A 23,748-nucleotide genomic window follows, 5' to 3' on the forward strand; every position below is an offset into this window, starting at 1 on the left:
GAAATGTGGGTTTTATATTTGCATCGTTATTTTTAATTATTCCAAATAAACAATCATGAAATATATTTTACTCCCAACATTAACCCTATTATTTAGTATATCCTGTTTAGCACAAGAATCAGCAAATGCTTCTGATGATAAAAATTATGATGAAACTACATTTACAGGATTTGACACTATAAAAAACAAAAAGGGACGAATTCTTAAAGAAGTTATTATAACGCAAAATCAACAAAAAAAGCCAGTTTCTGCTTTGAGATCAGGTTTAAAACCAATGGATACTCCACAAAGTGTACAAGTTATTGGATCTGAAATTATAACACAGCAACAAGCTATCCGCTTGAGCGAAGTGCTAAAGAATGCAAATGGTGTATATGTAAGTTCTGCGCGTGGTGGTGCTCAAGAATCCTTTTTCTCAAGAGGATATGATATGTCAGCCAACAATATGTTCAAAAATGGATTTCGTTATAATGCAGGATCTATTCCTGATGTTGCTTCTTTAGATAAAGTAGAGTTTCTTAAAGGTAGTGCTGCCTTATTATATGGAAACGTTGCTCCAGGAGGAATCTTGAATTTGGTTACCAAAACACCTTCTTTCAAAAGCGGTGGAGAAATTACCATGCAAGCAGGAAGTTATTCTTATTATAAACCATCTGTAGATTTTTACGGCCCATTAAATAAATTTATTGCATATCGATTTGCAGGTTCTTATGAAAACTCAGAAAGTTTTAGAGATGTAGTGAAAAACGAACGTCTTTATGTTAACCCCTCTTTTCTTTTTAATGTAAGCGATAAAACGCAAATTACGGTACAAGGAGATTATTTAAACGCTGATTGGACACCTGATTTTGGAACTGGAATTATCGGAAAAAAAGTTGTAGATGTACCACGTAACAACTTTTATGGAGGGCTTTGGTCAACTGGAAAAACAAAATCTGCCAGTGCTTCGGTATTATTAAACCATGATTTCAACAAAAACTGGAAACTTAATTTCAATAGCTCTTATCAAAATTACGATAGACAATCGAAATCGACAGCCCAATTATCCGATTTAGATAAATATCCAACTCCTGGAGACTGGAAAAGAGGATTGGTTCAGAATAAAAACCTAGAAAAAATCTTTGGAGATCAATTAAGCTTGCAAGGAACATTCAATACAGGAAGCATAAAGCACCAAGTATTTACAGGAGTAGATTATGAAAATTCGTTTGCAACAGCCTATACTTACGTTTTTTATAATAATAAATTAGAAACACAAACTACTGAGGCAACCACTATAAACCTTTATAACTATGATTCTAGCACGCAGAGTAAAAATGCTCCATACCCTAGTAGACCTACTCAAATTGTAAATACAGACACTCAACGTTTCGGAGCCTATGCACAAGATTTAATTTCGTTTACAGAGCAAATTAAACTTTTGGCAGGTATTCGTTGGTCTTGGCAAGAAAGTGAACCTACTACCTATAAAGAAATATTAGAAAAAAAACAACCTGCTAGCAGCGGTAACATCATAACAACACCTCTTGAAGATGCAAAACCTACTGTAGGTATAAAACGTATAGACAAAGCCTTTTCTCCAAAAGTAGGATTAGTGTATCAACCAATAAAAGACATGTCTTTATTTGCAAGTTATTCAACCTCATTTACACCAAATACTGGATTGACTGTTGACAATAATGTAATCGAAGCTTCTATTATTGACCAATATGAAGCAGGTATAAAAAAAGACTTCTGGAGAGGAATTTTGAGCACAAACGTAACTGTTTATCAAATCACCAACAGTAATTTAGCACAAACTGCTCCATATAAGGCAGATGGCATTACTGCAAATGTCGATTCAAACATAAAAGTTTTAGGTGGAGGAACAAAAAGCAAAGGAGTTGAGGTTGACATTACCGCACGACCTCTTGAAGGTTTGAATATCGTTGCTGGTTATAGCTACAACGATATGCGTTATACCAATACTTCAGGGACAAGCGGAAGTTTCATTGAAGGAGATCGTGTAGCAAGAACTCCAAAAAACACTGCTAATTTAAGTTTCTTTTATACATTGCCTTCTGGAGCCTTAAAAGGACTTTCATTTGGAGCTATCGGAAATTATGTTGGAGACCGTCTTGGAGGATGGAATAACGACTATCTGTGGACAGCTGTTACTCCAGCAACTACGCCTCCTACTTACGTTGTAACCATTAGAGACCGAGAAATTCCATTAGAAGGATACACAACGATTGACGTATCTGCAGGTTATACTTGGAAGAAATTCTCAATCTTGTGTAGACTATCAAACATTACAAATGAATTGAATTATACGGTACACGAAAATTACAGTGTAAACCCAATTGCTCCACGTCAAGTGTTGGCAAGTTTAAAATATAAATTCTAAAACCTAGGTTTTGGTTTATTTCATTCAAATCTATCTTTAAAAAAATAACAAGCCTCGTTTAGAAATAGACGAGGTTTCTTGTTTTTAAAAAAGAACCCGCATTTTAACTATATTTGATAGACTAATTGATTTATTTCTCGAATTCAACATACTAATTTCAATTTATTTTCATTACCGTTTTAGTCTAAAAAAATTACACCTTAACTAAAAAGTGAACCCGAAATAAGTCATCATGAAAAATTCAAAAAACAACCAATTAAAAAAAAGTCTAGGCCTTAGTTTTGGTATTGCTGTATTAATTGGAGGTACAATTGGTGTTGGAATTCTGCGCACACCTGGTGCTATTGCAGGTATGTTAGATAATTATTGGCTTATAATTACCTGTTGGTTTTTTGGAGGACTATATATTTTAATCGGTGCAAATTCTTATGCAGAATTAGCCACAATGTTACCCAAAGCTGGCGGATCTTACAATTATATAAAAAGAGCTTTTGGAGATTATGCCGGGTTTTTATCGGGTTGGTTTGATTATATTACAAATGCAATTCCACCTGCTTTTTACTGTATTGTCATCAGTGAATATAGTGTTATTTTATTTCCATCTTTGGAAAGTTACAATACCATTATTGCCATTGCCTTTTTAATTGCATTTACCTTTCTTCATGTGAGTGGCGTAAAAAACGGCAGTTTTATCCAACAACTGACAAGTGTTATTAAAGTCGTTTTCTTTATGGCATTGATTGTTGCCTGCTTTATGTATTCGGGTGTAAAATTAAATTCTTTTGAAAAAGACACCCCTTTATTTGAAATGGGAGTTTTATTTGGATTTTTCAAATCACTTCAATTAATAATTGGTACTTATGATGGTTGGTACTCCGTTTGCTTTTTTGCAGAAGAAGATAAGAACCCGAGTAAAAACATTCCTAAATCATTATATACAGGAGCTATAATCGTCATAGTACTTTATGTATTAATAAATATGGCGTTTTTTCATGTGTTGCCTGTTGCTTCTTTGGCAAATTCTCCTTTGGCTGCTGCCGATGTAGCTAAAGTAGTTTTTGGAAATAATGGTGCAATTATAGTAACCGTCATTGCTGTTTTTTCTTTAATTAGTATTCTAAATGCCTATATGATGATACCGGCAAGAATACTATTTGGATTGAGTCGTGATGGATTTTTTATTAATAAAGGAACTGTTATAAATAAAGGCGGCACTCCAATAGTAGCCCTTTTAGTCTCCTCCCTATTCAGTTTATTATTGATCGTCATAGGCTCATTTGAAGTGTTATTTTCATTTGGAACCTTCATGTCAGTTATAGTTTGGGGATTGGCCTATTGCTCACTGATAAAATTAAGAAATAAAGAACCCAGCTTAGCCAGACCTTATCGTTCCTGGGGGTATCCCTGGTCAACACTATTTGTGATTGTAGCCACATTAGCACTATTAATAGGGTTTGCTTACAGCGACAGGAAAAATTTTGTTATCATTTTAATCATTACATTACTTTCCTATCCCGCCTTTTTGTTGCTAAATTGTAACAATAAAAAAGAATAATTACTAAATAGATTAGCAATGGAACATAAAGCAAAATCAATTCGACCTTTCATAGGAGCTAAAAATTATGAGTTATCCTGAAATTTTTATCGTGATCTTGGTTTCCAAGAAAGCATTTTATCTTCTGATATGTCCTATTTCAATACGGATGGATTAGGCTTTTATTTGCAAAATGCTTATGTTAAAGATTGGATAGACAATACTATGGTTTTTATGGAAGTAGATAATGTCAAACAATTTTGGAATGAATTGTTGAAATTAGAACTTACTTCTAAATATGATAATATTAGATTAACACCAATCCGTGAATTAGAATGGGGAAAGGAATGTTTCTTACACGATCCTTCAGGAATTCTGTGGCATTTTGGAGAATTTAATACCAAATAACTTTATAAAGTTTCGTCATTTTTTGAGATAAGGCAAGTAAACAAGATTACAAATAATTACACTTTAAATTCAGAGTATAAACAAATCGTAAAAAAGCTCAATTGATTAAAATTCCGTTCTTTTCAAGTAGTTCAAAAAGACTGATACTTTGATTTGGATCATATTTCTCAATCCCACTTTCATACCATTTCTCTATCATATCGATTTGATGCGAAGTATACCCATCATCATCTATAGGTAAGCCAAGCAAACCTGCAATAAGAAAATCTTCCAAGACTTTGTCAGTAACAATACGTTGGGGAATTCCTTCACTAATATATCCGTTCATTCTCTCATAATCCAATCTACCAGAATTAAATCCAGCGACAAAAGCATCATTTTTTTTCCTGCCGTTAAATTGCTGAAATGGATTCAAACCCATTGAATATCCCTCAACATAATGTTCTCTATAAGCCGGACTAAATATTTTTTTCATTTCTTTATTGCTGTGGTATTTCACAATTATTCATCAAACATATTAACAATATATCAGTAAATACACAAAAATCGTTTAAAGGAAGAAATACTCTTTAAAACACAATCTTAGTTCCGTTTGTCGATAAAATATAGTCACGCAACTACACTAAATCTTATGAATAGTTTTTAGGAAATAGACTCAGTTTCTCATCTTCTCACAAGAAAGATTCATACACCTTTAATTTTAATGATTATTTCACTAGTTTTGAAGCAACCTTAATTATTTACATAAAAAGATTATGCCAACACCTATTTCAGAATGTTTATATTGTCAAAATAATGACACCTTGAATCAATTAATGATAAAAATTTGCGATTTAGAAGTGTCTCAACTATTCTTATTTAAAGAACAATCCTACTTAGGCCGCTGCAATGTAGTCTATAAAGATCACGGTATTGAATTTTATGAATTGAGCGATGAACAACGCAATGCCTATATGCGTGATGTAGCGACAGTAGGAAAAGCAATTGCCGCAGCTTTCAATCCTACTAAAATAAACTACGGAGCTTTTAGCGATACATTATCTCATCTACACATGCATATTGTTCCAAAATATAAAGATGGATATGGTTTTGGAAGTGTTTTTGAAATGAATCCACAAAAAACGCTTCTATCTGATACCGAATATACTGAGGTAATAGAAAAAATAAAAGCTGGATTATAACAAATGGAAATTATTTAAATTAGATTTCACTTGCAGTGGCTTTTAAGATTAACACCAATATTTGCCTTGTCTTTTTATTCTATATTTGTAAAGCTCAAAGATTCTATTGTAGAAAAGCTCTTAATTACAAAATAGACAAACGTTTATATTGCTTTTAATAAATTAATTAAATGAATAAATTAATACTCTTAATTGGAGGTTTATTATTAGCCGTTACATCTTGTTCAGAAAATAAAACTGAAACCCCAACTAAAGAAAAGCCATTGCTCAAGTCAATACAAGAGATTAACCCCTCAAATGGCACTACGACAACATTTACTTATGAAGGAGATAAAATCACCCAGGCTACAGCTGGTCTTTACATGGGAGTTTATAAAATTATTTATACCTACACCGGAGATTTAATTACCCAGGAAGATGGTTATATAAATAATGTCCTTTATGTTAGTACCGAATATACGTATGAAAATAGCAAGCTAAAAACTGTTATTTATAAAGAAACAAATAGTGGAACTATTTCCCCAGCGATGAATCTAAATAAATTAGTTTACACATATATGTCTGAAAATAGTGTAGATATTGATATCTATACTTATTCTAACAACAATTGGGAGTTAAGAACACCTTTTAGTAAAGTGAAAATTTATTTTAGTGGTGGAAACATTATAAAAAGAGAGCAATTCACTGCTAATGGAGGAGTTTTATCTATTGTTTACGAATATGACAATAGCCCTAATATCTATAAAAACATAATGGGATTCGATAAATTATTTTTCACAAGTTCTTTTACAAATACTTTTAATAGGCATTTTAACATTCAAGATATTAGTAACACTAATAATATAATACATACCGAATCAGACCACTATAAATACAATTATAATTCAGATGGCTATCCAGCGGAAAAGCACAGTTATTATACTGACACTGCTTATCTTGTCGAAAAAATATATTCTTATTATTAATATCCCATTAAATGTAAAATCCCAATCCTGAAATTTCAGAATTGGGATTTTTATATTTCAAAAAAGAATCTAATCTTTATTTCAACCTGACCAAACTGTGCTCGATAGTTTCAATTTTAGATAAAGCATCTGCTTCTTTTTGTCTTTCATTTGCCAAAACTTTCTCTGGAGCACCAGCCACAAATTTCTCGTTCGCCAGTTTGTTTTGAACTGATTTCAAGAAACCTTGCGTATACACCAACTCGGCAGTCAATTTTGCAATTTCTTCCTCCACATTGATATTTCCGGTAATTGGAATGAAATACTCATTTGATTTTACACGGAAAGACAATGCGCCATCCACTTTATCCGAAACATATTCTAAAGAGGTAATGTTTCCTAATTTAGTCACCACCGAATCAAAATAAGTCGAAACTTTATCATTGTTCACAATTTTCAATTCAATAGTATCTTTGAACGGAATATTCTTGTCTTTACGAATCGTTCTAATTCCTGAAATCACATCAATTGTATTCTCGAAATCAGTAATTAAACGGGCATTGAAAGGTTTCAATTCTGGCCAAGTCGAAACGATTAACGCTTCTTCCGTAGTTCTTTCGGCAAGAATTTGCCAAATTTCCTCTGTCAGGAACGGCATAAACGGGTGTAATAATTTCATGTTATTTTCAAGCATTTCTATCGCTTTCGCAAAAGTTACGCTGTCAATTGGCTGTTGGTACGCAGGTTTTATCATTTCCAGGAACCAAGAACAGAAATCATCCCAAACCAATTTATAAATTCCCATTAAAGCATCGGAAATTCTATATTTTTCAAAATTATCTTCGATTTCCAAAAGTGTTTGTTGCAATTTGGCTTCGTACCATTCAATCGCCACTTTTGAAGATTCCGGTTGCGGAATAGTATCCGACACTTCCCAACCTTTTATTAGTTTAAACGCATTCCAGATTTTATTGGTAAACGCTTTTCCTTGGTTACACAATTCTTCATCAAACATGATGTCATTTCCTGCAGAAGCACTCAAAAGCAATCCTACACGAACACCATCAGCACCAAATTTTTCAATCAAGTCCAAAGGATCAGGAGAATTCCCTAATGATTTAGACATTTTACGTCTTTGCTTGTCACGAACCAAACCTGTCAAATACACATTTGTAAATGGTTTTTTACCTGTATATTCATAACCCGCAATAATCATTCTCGCTACCCAGAAAAACAAAATATCCGGACCGGTTACTAAATCATTCGTTGGATAATAATATTTAAAATCTTCGCTTTCAGGATCCATAATTCCGCCAAAAACGGACATTGGCCACAGCCAAGAAGAAAACCAAGTATCTAGAACATCAACATCTTGTTTTAGGTTTTGGGTGGTTAGGTTTTGGTTATTCGTTTTAGTCTTTGCTAATTCTAACGCTTCTTCGATAGATTCTGCAACTACAAAATCCTCTTTTCCGTCTCCATAGAAATAGGCTGGAATTTGTTGTCCCCACCACAATTGACGCGAAATATTCCAATCGCGGATGTTATTTAACCAATGAGCGTACGTATTATTAAAACGAGCTGGATGCAATTTTATATCGCCATCAACCAAAACAGATTGAATTGCTGGTTTAACCAAATCTTCCATTTTCAAGAACCATTGGTCTGATAAACGAGGCTCGATAACCGCTTTGGTTCTTTCAGAAGTTCCTACTTTATTCAAGTGAATTTCTGTTTTGGCCAAAGCACCGATAGTTTCTAATTCTTTGGCAATTGCCTCGCGAACTACAAAACGATCTTTTCCTTGATAATGCAATCCGAAACTATTTAAAGTCGCATCTTCGTTGAAAATATCAATAATTTCAAGATTGTGCTTCTCCCCTAGCGCTTTGTCATTCATATCATGGGCAGGAGTTACTTTCAAACAACCTGTACCAAATTCGATATCAACATATTCATCCTCAATAATAGGAATAACTCTTCCGCAAATAGGCACAATCGCTTTTTTGCCTTTCAAATGAGTAAAACGTTCGTCATTTGGATTAATACAAATCGCAGTATCCCCAAAAATAGTTTCCGGACGTGTTGTAGCAATCGTCAGAAAGTCTTCACTTCCTTCGATTTTATATTTTAGGAAATACAATTTCCCCTGTTGTTCTTCATAAATTACTTCCTCATCAGATAAAGTAGTTTTAGCTTCAGGATCCCAATTTACCATTCGGTATCCTCTATAAATCAAACCTTTGTTATATAAATCTACGAAAGAACGAATTACAGATGCTGACATATCAGGGTCCATGGTGAACTTGGTTCGTTCCCAATCACAAGAAGCACCCAGTTTTTTTAATTGGTCCAAAATTACACCACCATATTTGTCAGTCCATTCCCAAGCATGCGCCAAAAATTCTTCGCGCGTTAAATCATTTTTATTAATTCCTTCTGCTTTTAATTTAGCTACCACTTTAGCTTCAGTCGCTATCGAAGCATGGTCTGTTCCAGGAACCCAACAAGCGTTGAATCCTTTAAGACGCGCTCTTCTAATTAGTACATCTTGAATAGTATTGTTCAACATGTGCCCCATGTGTAAAACCCCGGTAACATTAGGCGGCGGAATTACAATGGTATATGGTGTTCTATGGTCTGGTTCCGAATGGAAATAATTATTCTTCATCCAGTAGTCATACCACTTATTTTCAGTAGTTTTAGCGTCAAATTGTGCAGGAATTGTCATTTTATTGTGGATTCGTTTAATCGTTAAATTCGATTGTTTGTTTGTTTAGTTAAACGTATAACCAAAGCAACAAATAACCTTTTAAAATTTGGTCTGATATTTGTAATTGTAATAGGGGACAAAAGTAAATAATTAAGTACACTATAAAAAGAGAAATAAATATTTGTGCATTAATTAAAACAAAGTACTTTTACTTAACCGAATCTAAAAAAAATGAAAATGAAAAAAATAATTACTTTAATTGCAATTGTATTTGCAAGCAGCATCGGTTTTGCTCAATCTGGAGCTAAAATTGAATTTGCGGCTAAAGACAATACCATTGATTACGGAAGGGTTTCCAAGGGAAGTGATAACGGAATAAGAATATTCGAATTTACAAATACCGGTGATGCTCCTTTAATTATCACCAATGTACTATCTACCTGTGGATGTACTGTTCCAACAAAACCCGCAGGACCGATTATGCCTGGGAAAACTGGAAAAATTGAAGTTAAATACAACATGACTCCAGGTCCTATCCGTAAAACTATCACTGTGGAATCTAACGCAGTAAATTATGAAGACGGCAGAGTCGCACTAAAAATTAAAGGAGAAGTTATTACCAACTAAATACTTTTTTAAAAATAGTAAGCGCTTTTTGAAATCATTCAAAAAGCGCTTTTTTTTATAGAATATTTTTAAGCTGAAACCTAATGTTGTGAATTTGACCATTTCTTAGAATTTCTAAATTAATCCAATTTTCTTCTCCCGACTTAAAGAGGGAATTAATTTCCTGCAAAGAATATTTGTATGCAAGAAATTTATTAATTGAGACAATTATATCCCCTTTTTGCAAACCACTATTTGCTGCAGGTGAATTTTTTCGGACATTAGTAATTTCATAAATAGGTTTTAAATTAAATTTATATTTAAAATCGCTAGTGTTATTCTTTAATGTAAAAGGATTATCAGTAGACACCACTGTAGGAACCGTCTCCAGAGGTACCGTTTCTTGCACCCATTGCAAACCATTATGTTGGATTTCTACTCCGCTTTTATTATAATTAAACGGAGAGTAATATTCTTTGTTTTTCTTTAAATACAAAAAGCCGTTAGTGTAATCAAAAACAACTAAAAATCTTCTTAAAATTTCACTCCCAACAGAACCTACTCTACCTGAAACCATTTTTACATTCCGAACGGAACTGGAATCCGGGAAAGCAACAATAGGATTATGAAATTCAAACTCCGCTACTTTAAATTTTGTAATTCGGGCTCTTTTCCCTTCAATATCTCCACTAAATCCTTTGCCCAAATAATCCTCAAAACTTTTAGAGGGAACTTTTATTAATCTAGAACGATTTTCAAAAAGCCAAATTGCATCACTATTGCCAATATCAATTAATAATTTTGCAGGAAGCTCAACGGAATCTATAGTCACTGTACTTGTTATGTACGGTTTTAGTCTTTCTATTGCAATAGCAACTTTTTCAAATTTTTTTTCTGTTTTTTTTCTCTTTTTTTCAATATTCCTATGAACAATTATTCTTTTTCTATCATAATTGATTTCAACCAGATTATTTCTAAAAAATTGATATCCAATAATTCCGTTTACTGGAATTCCTACATGAGAAGACAAATTGAATTCATCATCCAAAACTATATATAGTAAGTATTTCTTGGCCTTTAATGCTCCTATTTCCAGGATATTATTAGTAGATTTTAACCCTTCGATGGCGTCTTCACTCCCTAACCCCCGCAAAGTGATTTTTTCGACATTGGAAAATTCAATTTCTTTTTTTTCTTCCAAACTAAACAGAATAGTTTCTTCAACACCGGAATCTAACAAAAAAATTAATTCTACACCGTTTACTTTGATGGGAATAAAAATTAAATTATTAATGAATTTGAAGGGAATAGTCACTTTATCAACCTCTTTACTAAATTCAAAGCCATCTTGTGCTAAAATAGTCAAGGAGCTGAAAAGAAGAAAAAATAAAATAATTACCTTTTTCATTAAAAATTCTTTCTATAAAGTTACTAAAAATACAACATAAATATGTGTTTTTGATACCAAATAGACTTACTAATTACTGTAAATTTGGAAAAAAATTTGCAAATTTGCATTTCAATAATTAAATCATGCCAGAAATATCAAACAGAGGCAAACAAATGCCCGAATCACCAATACGAAAATTGGCTCCTTTTGCTGAAATGGCTAAGAAAAAAGGCCATAAAGTATATCATTTAAACATTGGTCAACCCGATATAAAAAGTCCCGAAGCAGCCATTAAAGCCATTAAAAATATTGACCTAACTATTATTGAATATGGTCCTTCAGCTGGTTATGAAAGTTATAGAAAAAAATTAGCGCAATTTTATACCAATCAAAATGTAAAAGTATCTTTTGAAGACATCATGATAACAACAGGAGGTTCTGAGGCACTTTTATTTGCTTTGGGAAGTATTATGGATCAGGGAGACGAAATCATTATTCCAGAACCCTTTTATGCTAATTATAGTGCTTTTTCAGCCGAATCAGGTGCTACGGTAGTTCCCGTAAGTTCTGTTTTTGAAAGTGGTTTTACATTACCTCCAATTGAAGACTTTGAAAAACTAATTACTCCAAAAACGAAAGCAATTTTAATTTGCAATCCAAGTAACCCTACTGGTTATTTGTATTCTGAATTAGAAATTTTGCAATTGGGTAAACTTGCTAAACAATACGATTTGTTCCTGATTGCAGATGAAGTATATAGAGAATTTATATATGATGAAGACATTCATTATTCGGTAATGAATCTTGAAGGACTGGAACAAAATGTTATCATGATCGATTCTGTGTCCAAACGTTACAGCATGTGTGGCGCGAGAATTGGCTGTATGGTTACAAAAAATAAAGAGGTAATTTCAGCAGCGATGAAATTTGCACAAGCCCGTTTGTGTCCTCCAACAATTGAACAAATAGCTTGCGAAGCAGCTATCGATACTCCTCAAAGTTATTTTGATGAAGTAATTACAGAATATAAAGAACGTAGAGATACCTTGATTTCCGAATTAAATAAAATCGAAGGCGTAATCGTTACCAAGCCTAAAGCCGCTTTTTACTGTATTGCGCAACTTCCTGTTGACAATACGGATGTTTTTGCACAATGGCTTTTGGAAAGTTACGATTTGAATGGTGAAACCGTTATGGTTGCTCCTGCTGCCGGTTTTTATTCGACCCCAGGAATGGGATTAAACCAAGTGCGCATTGCTTATGTTCTTAAAAAAGAAGATCTAATTAGCGCCGTTCGGATTCTAAAAGAAGCAATTCCCGTTTATAATTCAACTCGATTAAAAAAATTAATTGAAGCTGAATAATTAAAAAATACTTTTTGTTATTCTATTGATAACCAAAAGATTTTAAATAAATTACAAAAGGCAGTAACCAAAAAGTTATTGCCTTTGTTTTTTTAAAGCAATTAGAAAATCCTGCTTTCCCGATGATCGTAATAAAGTCATCATTAAATAGTCTAAACGATAGAAATTCTTTAGTTTTTATTAATTATCTTTACCCCTTAAATTTACATACCCAATATAACAGTACCTTTTTGATGATAAATAACGAAGAATTTCAAGACGAGATAGGAAACAATCATATTAGTACAAGTGCAAAAAATCCAGTAAGAGAAGATGCATTTGCTATTTCAGATGAAGAAAAAATAGAAAAAATTAAAAAAGACGTTGAAAATATTCTGATTACACTTGGAATGGATTTGACAGATGACAGCATGAAAGGAACTCCAAATCGTGTTGCTAAAATGTTTGTAAAAGAAATTTTCGGAGGATTGAATCCTACAAAAAAACCAAAAGCATCTACTTTTGACAACAATTACAAATACGGTGAAATGTTAGTCGAAAAAAACATTACTCTTTACTCTACTTGTGAACATCATTTATTACCAATTATTGGAAGAGCACACGTAGCTTATATCTCTAATGGAAGAGTAATTGGTCTTTCTAAAATGAACCGAATTGTAGAATATTATTCCAAAAGACCTCAAGTACAAGAACGTTTGACAATGCAAATCGTTCAAGAATTACAAATGGCATTAGGAACTGAAGATGTGGCTTGTGTAATTGACGCTAAGCACCTTTGCGTGAATTCAAGAGGAATCAGCGATATTGAAAGTAGCACGGTTACCTCAGAATTTGGTGGAAAATTTAAAGATGTTCAAACTAAGAGAGAGTTTTTGGATTATATCAAATTAGAGACGAAGTTCTAAAATACAAATAATTCTATTTAACCGATAAAGCCCTAGCCCTGATGGAAGCGGTATCCTTTTTATGGCTTTTTTAGCCAGAAAAAGATATAGCGAACAGCAGGAAAAGCTCCAAAAAACACACAAATGCCATTATATAAAAGTCAAACTCTAAAAATATACAATTCTCTTTCGGGAGAAAAAGAAACATTTACACCTATTCATGAAGGCAATGTTGGAATGTATGTTTGCGGACCCACGGTTTACAGCAATGTGCATCTGGGTAATGTGAGAACATTCATGTCTTTTGATGTTATATTTAGGTATTTTTTGCATTTGGATTACAAAGTGCGTTACGTTCGTAATATTACTGACGTAGGTCATATTGTGGATGATGTGGATGAAGGAGAGGATAAAATTGCTAAAAAAGCACGTTTGGAGCAACTGGAACCTATGGAAGTGGTACAGCGTTATACGGTAGATTTTCATGATATTTTGAATGCCTTTAACTTTTTGCCGCCAAGTATTGAACCTACAGCAACAGGTCATATCATTGAACAAATTGAAATTATCAAGACTATTATCAACAAAGGAATTGGTTATGAAGCCAATGGATCTGTTTATTTTGATGTGGTAAAATTCAATGAAACCAACCATTATGGTAGATTAAGCGGTCGAAATATTGAAGACATGCTTGCTAACACCAGAGATCTTGACGGACAATCTGACAAAAGAAATTCGCAAGATTTTGCGCTTTGGAAAAAAGCCGAACCGCAACATATTATGCGTTGGCCTTCGCCTTGGAGCGATGGTTTTCCAGGATGGCATCTTGAATGTACCGCCATGAGCACTAAATATTTAGGCAATCATTTTGATATTCACGGAGGTGGAATGGATTTAAAATTCCCTCATCATGAATGTGAAATTGCCCAAAATGAAGCTTGTACCGGGCAAACGCCCGTTAATTATTGGATGCATGCCAATATGCTGACATTAAACGGCAAAAAAATGGCAAAATCTACTGGGAATAATATTTTGCCTAGAGAAATATTGACCGGAGAAAATACTATTTTAAGCAAAGCTTTTTCGGCATCAGTAGCACGTTTCTTTATGCTACAAGCACATTACAGAAGTATACTTGATTTCTCAGATGATGCTATTGTTGCAGCTGAAAAAGGCTACAAGAGACTAATGGAGGCGATAGATGCCACAAAAGATTTAAATGCCTGTCCAAATTCTACAATTGACATTGCTGCTTGGAAACAATCCTGTTATGATGCTATGAATGATGATTTTAACACCCCTATTCTAATTGCACAATTATTTGAAGGCGTTCGTTTTATCAATCTATTAAAAGAAGGAAAAGAAACCCTAACCTCCGAAGAGTTAAAAACATTTACTGCAGCCATTAATGGGTTTGTATTTGATGTTCTAGGATTAGAAGATGAGAAAATTTCTGATAGTAATAATGATAAATTAGAAGGTACGGTAAACATGTTGATTGAAATGCGAAAACAAGCCAGAGACAATAAAAATTTCGCATTGTCTGATCAGATTCGGGATCAATTGATTGCTTTAGGTATTCAATTGAAAGATGGAAAAGAAGGCACTACGTTTAGCATTTAAACAACAGATTTAAGAGTATAGATTAAAAAATTCATGTAGAATATTGAATGTTGAAGTTTTAAATCCGAATACCAAAATCATGCTATCAAGAATCCTTATTTTTCCATTTGTACTTCTTGTTCGGTTTTACCAAACCGCCATATCCCCTTTTATTCCTTCAGCTTGTAGATTTCAGCCAACCTGTTCTTCCTATATGATAATAGCGCTGCAAACACATGGGTTATTTTATGGAGGTTTTTTAGGTATAAAAAGAATTTTAAGCTGCCATCCTTGGGGGAAAAGTGGTTACGACCCTGTCCCGAAAAAAAAATGCAATCATAAACATTAACTTTATATAAGTACTATTTTTACTTTAAATATATATTTTTACAATTCATAAAAAACAATATTAAATGACACACGCTTTGAACATAGTTTGGAATCCATCGGAAGGTATTGATTTAGGTTTTTTCGTAATACGTTACTATAGCCTAATGTTTGTAATTGCTTTTGGATTAGGGTGGTACATCATGAAAAATATTTTTGAGCGTGAAGGCGAATCCATAGAAAAATTAGATTCTCTCTTTATATGGACTGTCCTTGCAACATTGATTGGAGCTCGATTAGGTCATGTTTTATTTTATGATTGGGAATATTTTCGCAATCACTTACTCGAAATATTCTTGCCATTTCGATTCTCCCCTAAATTTGAATTCACAGGTTTTCAGGGTTTAGCGAGTCACGGAGCTGCAATATCAATCATAATTGCTATGTATTTTTACAGCAAAAATATATTAAAAAGACCTCAATTGTGGATTTTAGACAGAGTTGTTATTCCAGTTGCAAGTGGAGCAATATTTGTAAGACTAGGAAATTTTTTCAATTCGGAAATTGTAGGTAAAGAAACTACATCTGTATTTGGAATACGTTTTCTACGCGATAAATTTAGTCCTGCAGATGCTGTTAACGCTACTCAAATACCTGAGCCAAAAGCTGCTTACCATGCTATAGCAGCGGATCCAAAATTTGTAGCATTGTTAGAACAAGTTCCTGCTAAACATCCTACACAATTATATGAAGCATTTTGCTATATTTTCGTATTTGCCATATTATTTTTCATGTATTGGAAAACTGAAGCAAGACTAAAATCTGGCTATTTATTTGGTATGTTTTTAGTGCTGCTATTTACAGTACGTATTGTTGTAGAATCTGTAAAAGAGAGTCAAGGCGGTTTTGAAAATGAACTGGGTTTACTTTCTACAGGACAATGGCTAAGCATTCCTTTTATCTTAATAGGATTGTATTTTATTTTTACAGCCGAAAAGCCTGTTAAAGTAGAACATTAAACCTATAAAAAACACTAAACAAAAAGGCTTCTAATATTTAGAAGCTTTTTTGTTTTTATCTTTTTAAAGAAAAATGAGATTTAAATTTTTTAGGAATATCCTGTTCAATGTATTCAACAGTGAACCAATAATCATTCGCTGGCATTGGCTGTCCAATATAAGTTCCATCCCAGCCTAAACCACTTGGTCTAATTTCTTTCAAAAATTTACCATACCGATCAAATATTAGAATTTTAGAACTGGTCTGATCTTGTAAACTAAAAATATTCCAGGTATCATTATAGGTATCATTGTTAGGTGTAAAAAATTTAGGATAATCAATTACCAAAACATTATTTCTTGTAATTGGAAAACCACAACCATTCTTATCTTGTACAGTAATAGAATGTGTTCCTAAAGAGACGTATTCAAAAACAGGACTTTCCTGAAATGGACCATCATCCAATTGATATAAATAGCCACCTGTCGCCGTAGCACTAATCGTCACAATTTGATTTTTGGAAAATGCCTCCGTAACCGTCCAATCTACACTAACAAGGGTGGATTGATTAACTGTAACATTAATGCTTTTTGACGTTGCACATTGATTGGGATTAGGAGTAAATACATAAGCCCCACTCGTAATATTATTAATAATTGCCGGTGACCAAGTTCCAGTAATTCCATTCGGAGATGTGTTAGACAAAAGAGGTACAGTAGTTCCGGAACAAATTGATAAATCAATAAAATTAGGCTGAATCAGTGGGTTAACAGTTACGGTTAATGTTTGTGTAGTTGCACATTGCGTTGCGTTTGGTGTAAAAACATAACTTCCACTTGTTGTATTATTAATTGTCGCAGGAGACCAAGTACCACTTATCCCATTTGGAGATGTAGAAGCTAGTATTGGCGCTGTAGTTCCGGTACAAAAAGCAGGTATAGCCGCAAAGTTTGGAGTTGTTTTTGGTGTTACGACAACACTCAAGGTTTGAGTTGTTGCACATTGATTCGTATTTGGCGTAAATAAATAATTCCTACTTGTCGTATTGCTGACTATCGAAGGTGACCAAGTACCAACAATTCCATTCGGGGAGGTGCTAGACAAAAGAGGTGCAGTAGTTCCACTACAAAAAGGAGGAATAGTAGCAAAATTAGGCGTTACAACTGGCACAATATTTATAGAAGCTGTTGTTAATAAAGCTGAAACACATTGGCCTGCATTGGGGGTAAAAGTATAAGTTACTGGACCTAAAACTGCCGTATTAACAGTGGCTGGACTCCAAGTACCAGTAATTGCAGGAGAATTAGTAGAACTGGTTGGTAAAATTGGTGCTGTTGCATTTTGACATACTGTGCTTGGAATAGTTGTAAAAGTTGGTGTTGCCAATGGTACAACTGTTACCGGTAGCGTTTGGGTTGTAGCACAAGGAAATAATATTGGATTTGGAGTAAATACATAACTTCCGCTGGTTGTATTATTTATTATTGCCGGAGACCAAGTTCCTGTAATTCCGTTTGGCGATGTTGCTGGCAAAATTGGCGCTACAGTTCCTGAACAAAAGGGTACTATTGCAGGGAAATTAGGTATTACAGTTGAACTCCCACAAGGTACACTACAAGTTATAGTTTGTGATGGGACACATGGAAATGTTGCTGCCGATAATGTTAACGTTGCAGATTGCCCAGGCAACATCCCAAAAACTTGTTGATGTGATAATGTTGTATTTCCAGTGACAATAGGACCTCCCTGAATTGAGTATGAATAATTATAAGAATTATTATTAATTAAAGGATTATTTGCCCAATCAAACATAACTGAGCTATTTTTATCAGCTGGCAAAACTTGTGAAGGATCACACCTAAAAAGTAAAATAACTGCCCCATTATCGGCAACCACAATTACATCAATTTTAGAACGGGTGCTTTCAATACCTCCTACAGTTTCGCTCACATAATATGATGTAGCTCCTAATGTAGCTGTTGAAGGAGTCGGAGCTGTTGAAGATAGTATTCCTCCCGTTGCATTAGTCCCATACCAATTTAAAGTTCCTCCAGCAGAAGTAGTTGCGGTTAATGGTACTGCAACACTATTTTGACAATAATAAACAGGAGTAGTAACAGTTGGCGGACTAGCAACACTATTTGGATTTGGATCTATATTTATTAGATTCCTTTTTTTTAAAACAGCGTCATAAATATAAATACTTTCGAAAGATGGAACCAAATAACTAATATCAATTCCGACATTTTTTCTTTCATGACTAATACCCCTATTCTTAGCATATAGACTAATATTAGACAAAATAGTAATCAAAAAAATAAAGACGAAAGACTTGATTAATTTTTCCATTATTCGCAGGTTTTTATTTGATCTATGGTACAGTAATTTGATTTAACAAATATTTAGTAAATATATAAAATTTGATACTTTGATAATATAAACTTTCAAATAATATCTAATTTGAGAAATGTAAAGGAATACGTTTTGAAAAAGGATTTAAATGGAAAAAGAAAAACCAAATTCAATATTTATAGTATTAAACCCAAGGTTTGGGCTTTGAAGTCCTCCATTGGAAACATGACGAATGTTGGGCCTTATATCAAATGTTATTTTGTCAATTTTTGAAGAAAATCCTAAAGCTAAAACATCTGAAAAAGCAAAACCTTTTGAAAGTCGCTCCGTTTCATTATCGATAATCATAGGTCCAACGCTACCTAATAAGTATATACTAAATGATTTTGAAATTGGCTTTCTTATAATAAAACCTAAATTCAAAACGTATTCCTTTACATTTCTCAAATTAGAAAATTTTTGTCGTTTTTCTATATAATTTGGATCATCTGGCTGTATGAAATAAACATTCAAAAGCTGATGTTTAGCAAGATTGAGTTCTGGCTGCATTATTAGTTCATACTTAAAATTCTTTCCAGATTTTAAAGCGCAATACAATTGAAGTTTATAATAGTTATTTGTGTGTGAAAAATCATTATTTTTTATTTCATTTCCGAATCCATAATGAAAACCAAGTTTCATTTTATGATTTATATTTTGAGCATAAAAGATGTTACAACTAATAATAATTAAAATAAAAAGAGTTCTTTTATACATAAAAAGATGTTTTAATTTTAATCGATATACTATTCTTAAACTATAAGATAAAATTAGTCATTTGAAATTAGCCTACCAATTTTATCAAAAAAAAAGATCCAACTTACGTTGGATCTTTCGTTAATTATAAAAAATAAATCTTAAGCTTCAACTAAATGTTGTGTTTCGATTAATTTTTTGTCTTCTCTTGAAATTGTATCTACCAACACTGGTGTAGCTATGAACAATGATGAATAAGTTCCTACAATAATACCTACTAACATTGCAAAGATGAATCCTCTAATTGATTCTCCACCAAAAACAAACATGATTAATAATACACCGATCATTGTTAAAGAAGTATTAATCGTTCTAGACATCGTTGAATTAATTGATTTGTTTACAATTTCTCCAAAGTTACCTTTAGTTTTTCCGTCTAAAAATTCACGAACCCTGTCAAATACAATAACGGTATCATTCATTGAGTACCCAATAACAGTAAGAATCGCAGCAATAAAATGTTGGTCGATTTCCATACCAAAAGGCATAAATTTATAACACAAGGAGTAAATTCCCAATACGAAAATAACATCATGCGCTACAGCAGCAATCGCCCCTAAACCATATTGCCATTTTCTAAAACTAATAAACAAATATAAAAACACGATTAACATAGCTCCAAGAACCGCCCAATAGGCATTAGCTTTAATATCTTCTGCTACTGTTGGACCAACTTTTGAAGCTTGTAAAATACCTAATTTTTTACCATCATAAGCATTTACAAATTTATCATAAGTTAAACCTGTAGAGAAATGCACTTTTAAATTATCATACAATAACTTATTTACTTCTTCATCAGCTTGAGTTCCGTGTTCTTGTACTTTATATTTAGTAGTAATTTTTAATTGGTTATCATTACCAAATATTTTTACTTCAGCACTTCCTTCAAATACTTTCGTCAATTCAGCTTTTACTATTTCAGCGCTAACTGGTTTTTCGAAACGCACTTGAAAAGTTCTACCTCCAACGAAATCTACACCTTGATCTAAACCATTTGTAAATAAAGACACAAAACTAACAACAACAACAATACTTGAGAACAAATAGGTCCATTTTTTAACACCTAAGAAATCAAAATGGAAGTTAGTGAAGAAGTTTTTAGAGAAATTAGTAACAAATGACAAGTCATTTTTACCAGCAATATTCTTATCTATAAAAATTCTTGCGATAAATATAGAAGTAAACAAAGAGGTAACAATACCGATAAGTAATGTTGTTGCAAAACCTTTTATTGGTCCTGACCCAAAAATAAACAATACTGCACCAATTAAAATATGCGTAACGTTTGCATCTACAATAGAACGCATTGCACCTTTCCAACTGTAAGAAGCAATTACTGCTTCACCCAATGTTTTCCCGGCACGCAACTCTTCTTTTGCTCTTTCATAGATAATGATATTTGCATCAACTGCAGTACCCATCGTTAAAACGATACCGGCAATACCAGGCAATGTTAATACTGCACCTAAACTTGCTAAAATTCCGAATAAGAACAGTAAGTTAACTGCCAATGCAATATTAGCATACCAACCTGCTTTTCCATAATAAACAATCATCCAAAGTGATACTAAAAGCAATCCTACAAGTGCAGATGTTGTTCCGTTATCAATTGCTTCTTGACCTAAGGATGGCCCTACTACTTCTGATTGAACGATATCTGCAGCAGCTGGTAATTTACCTGCTCTTAAAACATTCGCTAAATCTTTAGTTTCTGTAACATCAAAAGTTCCTGAAATTTCAGATCTACCTCCAGAAATTGGACCACTTGAAACCCCCGGAGCTGAATATACAATATCGTCCAGAACAATGGCAATATTGCTTTTTTGTGTATACGCTCTACCTGTTAATTCTTCCCAAGCTTTAGCACCTTGGTTATTCATTTGCATAGAAACAGCTGGTTTTCCTGATTGATCAAAAGTATCTTTTGCATCAGTCACAACTCCACCACCCATTGCAGGCACATTGTCTCTATTTCCTTTTAAAGCATATAATTCAACTGCATCAATGTCTTTTGCTTTAGCATCTTTAATAGTAGTTGGTTTACCCCATACAAATTTTGCATAACGTTGGTCCCCAGCTAATAAAATTCTAATGTCAGCTCTTTTTAGATATCCGTTTACAATAGCAGTATCTTTTGGAGAGAAAAGACCTAAAACAGGCCCTCCACCTTGACCAATAATTTTATCCAATAAAGGATTATTTCCTTTAGTTGTAGCTGCTGAATCTTTCCCGTCAGTTAACAAAGCGCTCAAAGAATCTTTTGCAACAGTTTTAACCGGAACTTTATTAATTTCAGTTTTTTTCAATGACTCATTTGCCGCCATTAAAAAGTTACCAATTTCTTCAATTTTATACGTTTCCCAAAACTCTAATTGAGCAGTACTTTGTAATAACTTTTTAATTCTGTCTACATCTTTAGCTCCAGGAAGTTCCACAAGGATTCTTCCAGATTCTCCTAATTTTTGAATATTAGGTTGTGTAACACCAAATTTATCAATACGTTTTCTTAATACACCAAAAGCACTTTCTACAGATTCATCAACTTTTCTTTTGATTACCTTTTGTACTTGCGCATCTGTCATCTGAAAATCTACTCCACCTTCACCTTGCAAACTTCTGTTTGCAAAAATATCAGGAGAAGCTAATTTTACAGTTCCTTTTGAATTTGCTTCAAAAGCATCAAAAAACTTATCTAAATACGATTTGTTTCCTTGTAAATCTGCAGTAGCGTCAGCCAAAGATTTATTGAAAACTGGATTTTTAGAATTATTAGATAATCCTTTCAATATATCTTTAACAGAGATTTGAAGTATTACATTAATACCTCCTTCTAAGTCAAGACCTTTATTGATTTGCTTATCACTTACTTCATTAAAAGTAAAATTAGTAAATCCAAGATTAAATACTTTTTCTTTACCGATAGAATCTAAATATTTAACTTCTTTCTCAGGATTCCCACCAGCAAAAGATTTTGCATCATTTTTTACTTTGCTTGCAACAAAAGTGAAAGAAAGTTGGTAAATACTTACCAATGCAAATAGAATTGCGAAAAATTTAATAAGTCCTTTATTCTGCATTATTACTAAAAATTAATTATTTTTTATTTATTTATTTTTGTTTTAAACCTTATAGAGTAGGCCCTGCCATCGATTTTTGCAACCAAAAAAGAATATCAGGAATTACATCATTTTTTTTAAACCGAGCAAATATATAATTAACGTTAAGATTAACCAATTTATTTATTGATTAATCTCAAAAAAAAGACTGCAAAAGTGCAGTCTTCTCTGTTTTATAATTAAAATATTATACCAAAATTGTTTTTAAGGCATCATTCATTTGTCTAACTGCATCAGCGCTTTTAGCAAATAAGGCTTTTTCTTGCTCATTTAGTGTAATGTCAAGAATTTCTTCCACTCCATTTTTACCAATAATACAAGGTACACCTATACAGATATCATTTTGACCGTATTCGCCTTCAACAAAAACAGAACAAGCAATCATTTTCTTTTGATCATTCAAAATACTATCTACCAAATAAGCAACTGAAGCTCCTGGAGCATACCAAGCAGAAGTTCCCAAAAGTCCCGTAAGTGTCGCTCCACCAACCATGGTATCAGCAGCTACTTTTTGTAATGCCTCTTCCGAAAGAAATTCAGTTACCGGAATTCCATTATAAGATGCCAAACGCGTTAAAGGAATCATAGTCGTATCACCATGCCCACCTATCACCATTGCCGAAATATCATTTGCAGGTTTGTCTAAAGCCAAAGATAAATACGTTCTAAAACGAGAGCTATCTAATGCTCCACCCATACCTATAATTCTGTTTTTTGGCAATCCTGTAGATTTCAAAGCCAAATAAGTCATTGTATCCATAGGGTTAGAAACTACCACTATAATAGTATCTGGCGAATGCTTCAATACATTTTCAGCAACAGTTTTCACAATTCCTGCGTTGATACCTATTAGCTCTTCACGAGTCATTCCTGGTTTTCTTGGAATTCCGGATGTAATTACCACTACATCGCTTCCTGCCGTTTTAGAATAATCGTTAGTAACACCTGATACTTTGGTATTAAAACCAGTATTTGTAGCGCACTGCATAATATCCAAAGCTTTACCTTCAGCAAAACCTTCTCTAATATCCAATAATACTACTTCGCTAGCAATTCCTCTATAAGAAATTACATCTGCACAGGTTGCACCTACATTTCCTGCTCCTACAATGGTAACTTTCATGTTTCTATGTTTATTTGGTTATTT

The 23,748-nt window shown here is 33.2% G+C and carries 18 protein-coding genes; 11 read left to right on the forward strand and 7 right to left on the reverse strand.

Features of this window, described 5'->3' with window-relative positions:
- The first annotated feature begins 55 nt into the window (after window positions 1-55).
- The 3 genes from ACM55K_RS04290 to ACM55K_RS04300 all read left to right on the forward strand — a co-directional run bounded on the left by ACM55K_RS04290 (window position 56) and on the right by ACM55K_RS04300 (window position 4,328).
- Window positions 56-2,386 carry a TonB-dependent siderophore receptor gene (locus tag ACM55K_RS04290; protein ID WP_416849012.1) on the forward strand — a complete coding sequence of 777 codons (2,331 nt, stop codon included), beginning with the start codon at window positions 56-58 and terminating at the stop codon, window positions 2,384-2,386.
- Window positions 2,387-2,618: 232 nt separating this feature from the next.
- A complete protein-coding gene (locus ACM55K_RS04295; RefSeq protein ID WP_416849013.1) occupies window positions 2,619-3,941 on the forward strand; it encodes an APC family permease in 1,323 nt (440 codons plus the stop codon).
- 129 nt (window positions 3,942-4,070) lie between these two features.
- Complete coding sequence (locus ACM55K_RS04300; RefSeq protein ID WP_416849014.1) at window positions 4,071-4,328, forward strand: VOC family protein; 258 nt, start codon at window positions 4,071-4,073, stop codon at window positions 4,326-4,328.
- 97 nt (window positions 4,329-4,425) lie between these two features.
- Here the strand turns inward: ACM55K_RS04300 and ACM55K_RS04305 are convergent, their stop codons facing one another.
- Window positions 4,426-4,827, reverse strand: coding sequence for a hypothetical protein (locus tag ACM55K_RS04305; protein ID WP_416849015.1), 402 nt, complete (start codon window positions 4,825-4,827; stop codon window positions 4,426-4,428).
- A 256-nt stretch (window positions 4,828-5,083) separates the two neighbouring features.
- On the opposite strand from ACM55K_RS04305, the gene ACM55K_RS04310 reads away from it, so the two are divergent.
- Together ACM55K_RS04310 and ACM55K_RS04315 are read left to right on the forward strand one after the other, a co-directional pair.
- Entirely contained in the window at window positions 5,084-5,509 is a 426-nt protein-coding gene (locus tag ACM55K_RS04310) for an HIT family protein (RefSeq protein ID WP_416849016.1), read from the forward strand.
- Window positions 5,510-5,679: 170 nt separating this feature from the next.
- Window positions 5,680-6,474, forward strand: a complete 795-nt coding sequence (locus ACM55K_RS04315; protein WP_416849017.1) for a hypothetical protein — start codon at window positions 5,680-5,682, stop codon at window positions 6,472-6,474.
- Window positions 6,475-6,550: 76 nt separating this feature from the next.
- Here ACM55K_RS04315 and ACM55K_RS04320 read toward each other — a convergent pair whose 3' ends face one another.
- On the reverse strand, window positions 6,551-9,184 hold the full coding sequence (locus tag ACM55K_RS04320; RefSeq protein WP_416849018.1) for a valine--tRNA ligase: 2,634 nt from the start codon (window positions 9,182-9,184) through the stop codon (window positions 6,551-6,553).
- Between the two features lie 219 nt (window positions 9,185-9,403).
- Here ACM55K_RS04320 and ACM55K_RS04325 point away from each other — a divergent pair, with 219 nt between their 5' ends.
- Window positions 9,404-9,793 (forward strand): DUF1573 domain-containing protein, encoded by a 390-nt coding sequence (locus ACM55K_RS04325; protein WP_416849019.1) that lies wholly within the window; start codon window positions 9,404-9,406, stop codon window positions 9,791-9,793.
- Window positions 9,794-9,848: 55 nt separating this feature from the next.
- Here ACM55K_RS04325 and ACM55K_RS04330 read toward each other — a convergent pair whose 3' ends face one another.
- Window positions 9,849-11,180, reverse strand: coding sequence for a PDZ domain-containing protein (locus ACM55K_RS04330; RefSeq protein WP_416849020.1), 1,332 nt, complete (start codon window positions 11,178-11,180; stop codon window positions 9,849-9,851).
- Window positions 11,181-11,305: 125 nt separating this feature from the next.
- Between ACM55K_RS04330 and ACM55K_RS04335 the strand changes: the two genes are divergently transcribed.
- From ACM55K_RS04335 to lgt, 5 genes are all read left to right on the forward strand, one after another.
- Window positions 11,306-12,526, forward strand: coding sequence for a pyridoxal phosphate-dependent aminotransferase (locus ACM55K_RS04335; protein ID WP_416849021.1), 1,221 nt, complete (start codon window positions 11,306-11,308; stop codon window positions 12,524-12,526).
- Between the two features lie 233 nt (window positions 12,527-12,759).
- Window positions 12,760-13,431, forward strand: a complete 672-nt coding sequence (gene folE, locus ACM55K_RS04340) for a GTP cyclohydrolase I FolE (protein WP_039109972.1) — start codon at window positions 12,760-12,762, stop codon at window positions 13,429-13,431.
- 123 nt (window positions 13,432-13,554) lie between these two features.
- Window positions 13,555-15,033 (forward strand): cysteine--tRNA ligase, encoded by a 1,479-nt coding sequence (gene cysS / locus ACM55K_RS04345; RefSeq protein ID WP_416849022.1) that lies wholly within the window; start codon window positions 13,555-13,557, stop codon window positions 15,031-15,033.
- A gap of 79 nt (window positions 15,034-15,112) precedes the next feature.
- A complete protein-coding gene (gene yidD / locus ACM55K_RS04350; protein WP_416849023.1) occupies window positions 15,113-15,361 on the forward strand; it encodes a membrane protein insertion efficiency factor YidD in 249 nt (82 codons plus the stop codon).
- A 64-nt stretch (window positions 15,362-15,425) separates the two neighbouring features.
- Window positions 15,426-16,358, forward strand: coding sequence for a prolipoprotein diacylglyceryl transferase (lgt, locus tag ACM55K_RS04355; RefSeq protein WP_416849024.1), 933 nt, complete (start codon window positions 15,426-15,428; stop codon window positions 16,356-16,358).
- Between the two features lie 55 nt (window positions 16,359-16,413).
- Here the strand turns inward: lgt and ACM55K_RS04360 are convergent, their stop codons facing one another.
- The 4 genes from ACM55K_RS04360 to mdh all read right to left on the reverse strand — a co-directional run bounded on the left by ACM55K_RS04360 (window position 16,414) and on the right by mdh (window position 23,724).
- Window positions 16,414-18,687 carry a T9SS type B sorting domain-containing protein gene (locus tag ACM55K_RS04360; RefSeq protein WP_416849025.1) on the reverse strand — a complete coding sequence of 758 codons (2,274 nt, stop codon included), beginning with the start codon at window positions 18,685-18,687 and terminating at the stop codon, window positions 16,414-16,416.
- Between the two features lie 147 nt (window positions 18,688-18,834).
- Window positions 18,835-19,446, reverse strand: a complete 612-nt coding sequence (locus ACM55K_RS04365) for an acyloxyacyl hydrolase (RefSeq protein WP_416849026.1) — start codon at window positions 19,444-19,446, stop codon at window positions 18,835-18,837.
- Window positions 19,447-19,586: 140 nt separating this feature from the next.
- The gene (gene secDF / locus ACM55K_RS04370) at window positions 19,587-22,562 is read right to left on the reverse strand and encodes a protein translocase subunit SecDF (protein ID WP_416849027.1); all 2,976 of its coding nucleotides are present in this window, start codon (window positions 22,560-22,562) and stop codon (window positions 19,587-19,589) included.
- Between the two features lie 226 nt (window positions 22,563-22,788).
- On the reverse strand, window positions 22,789-23,724 hold the full coding sequence (gene mdh, locus ACM55K_RS04375) for a malate dehydrogenase (protein ID WP_416849028.1): 936 nt from the start codon (window positions 23,722-23,724) through the stop codon (window positions 22,789-22,791).
- Between the last annotated feature and the right edge of the window lie 24 nt (window positions 23,725-23,748).

The organism is Flavobacterium arabinosi, assembly GCF_048158725.1.
GTDB lineage: Bacteria > Bacteroidota > Bacteroidia > Flavobacteriales > Flavobacteriaceae > Flavobacterium > Flavobacterium arabinosi.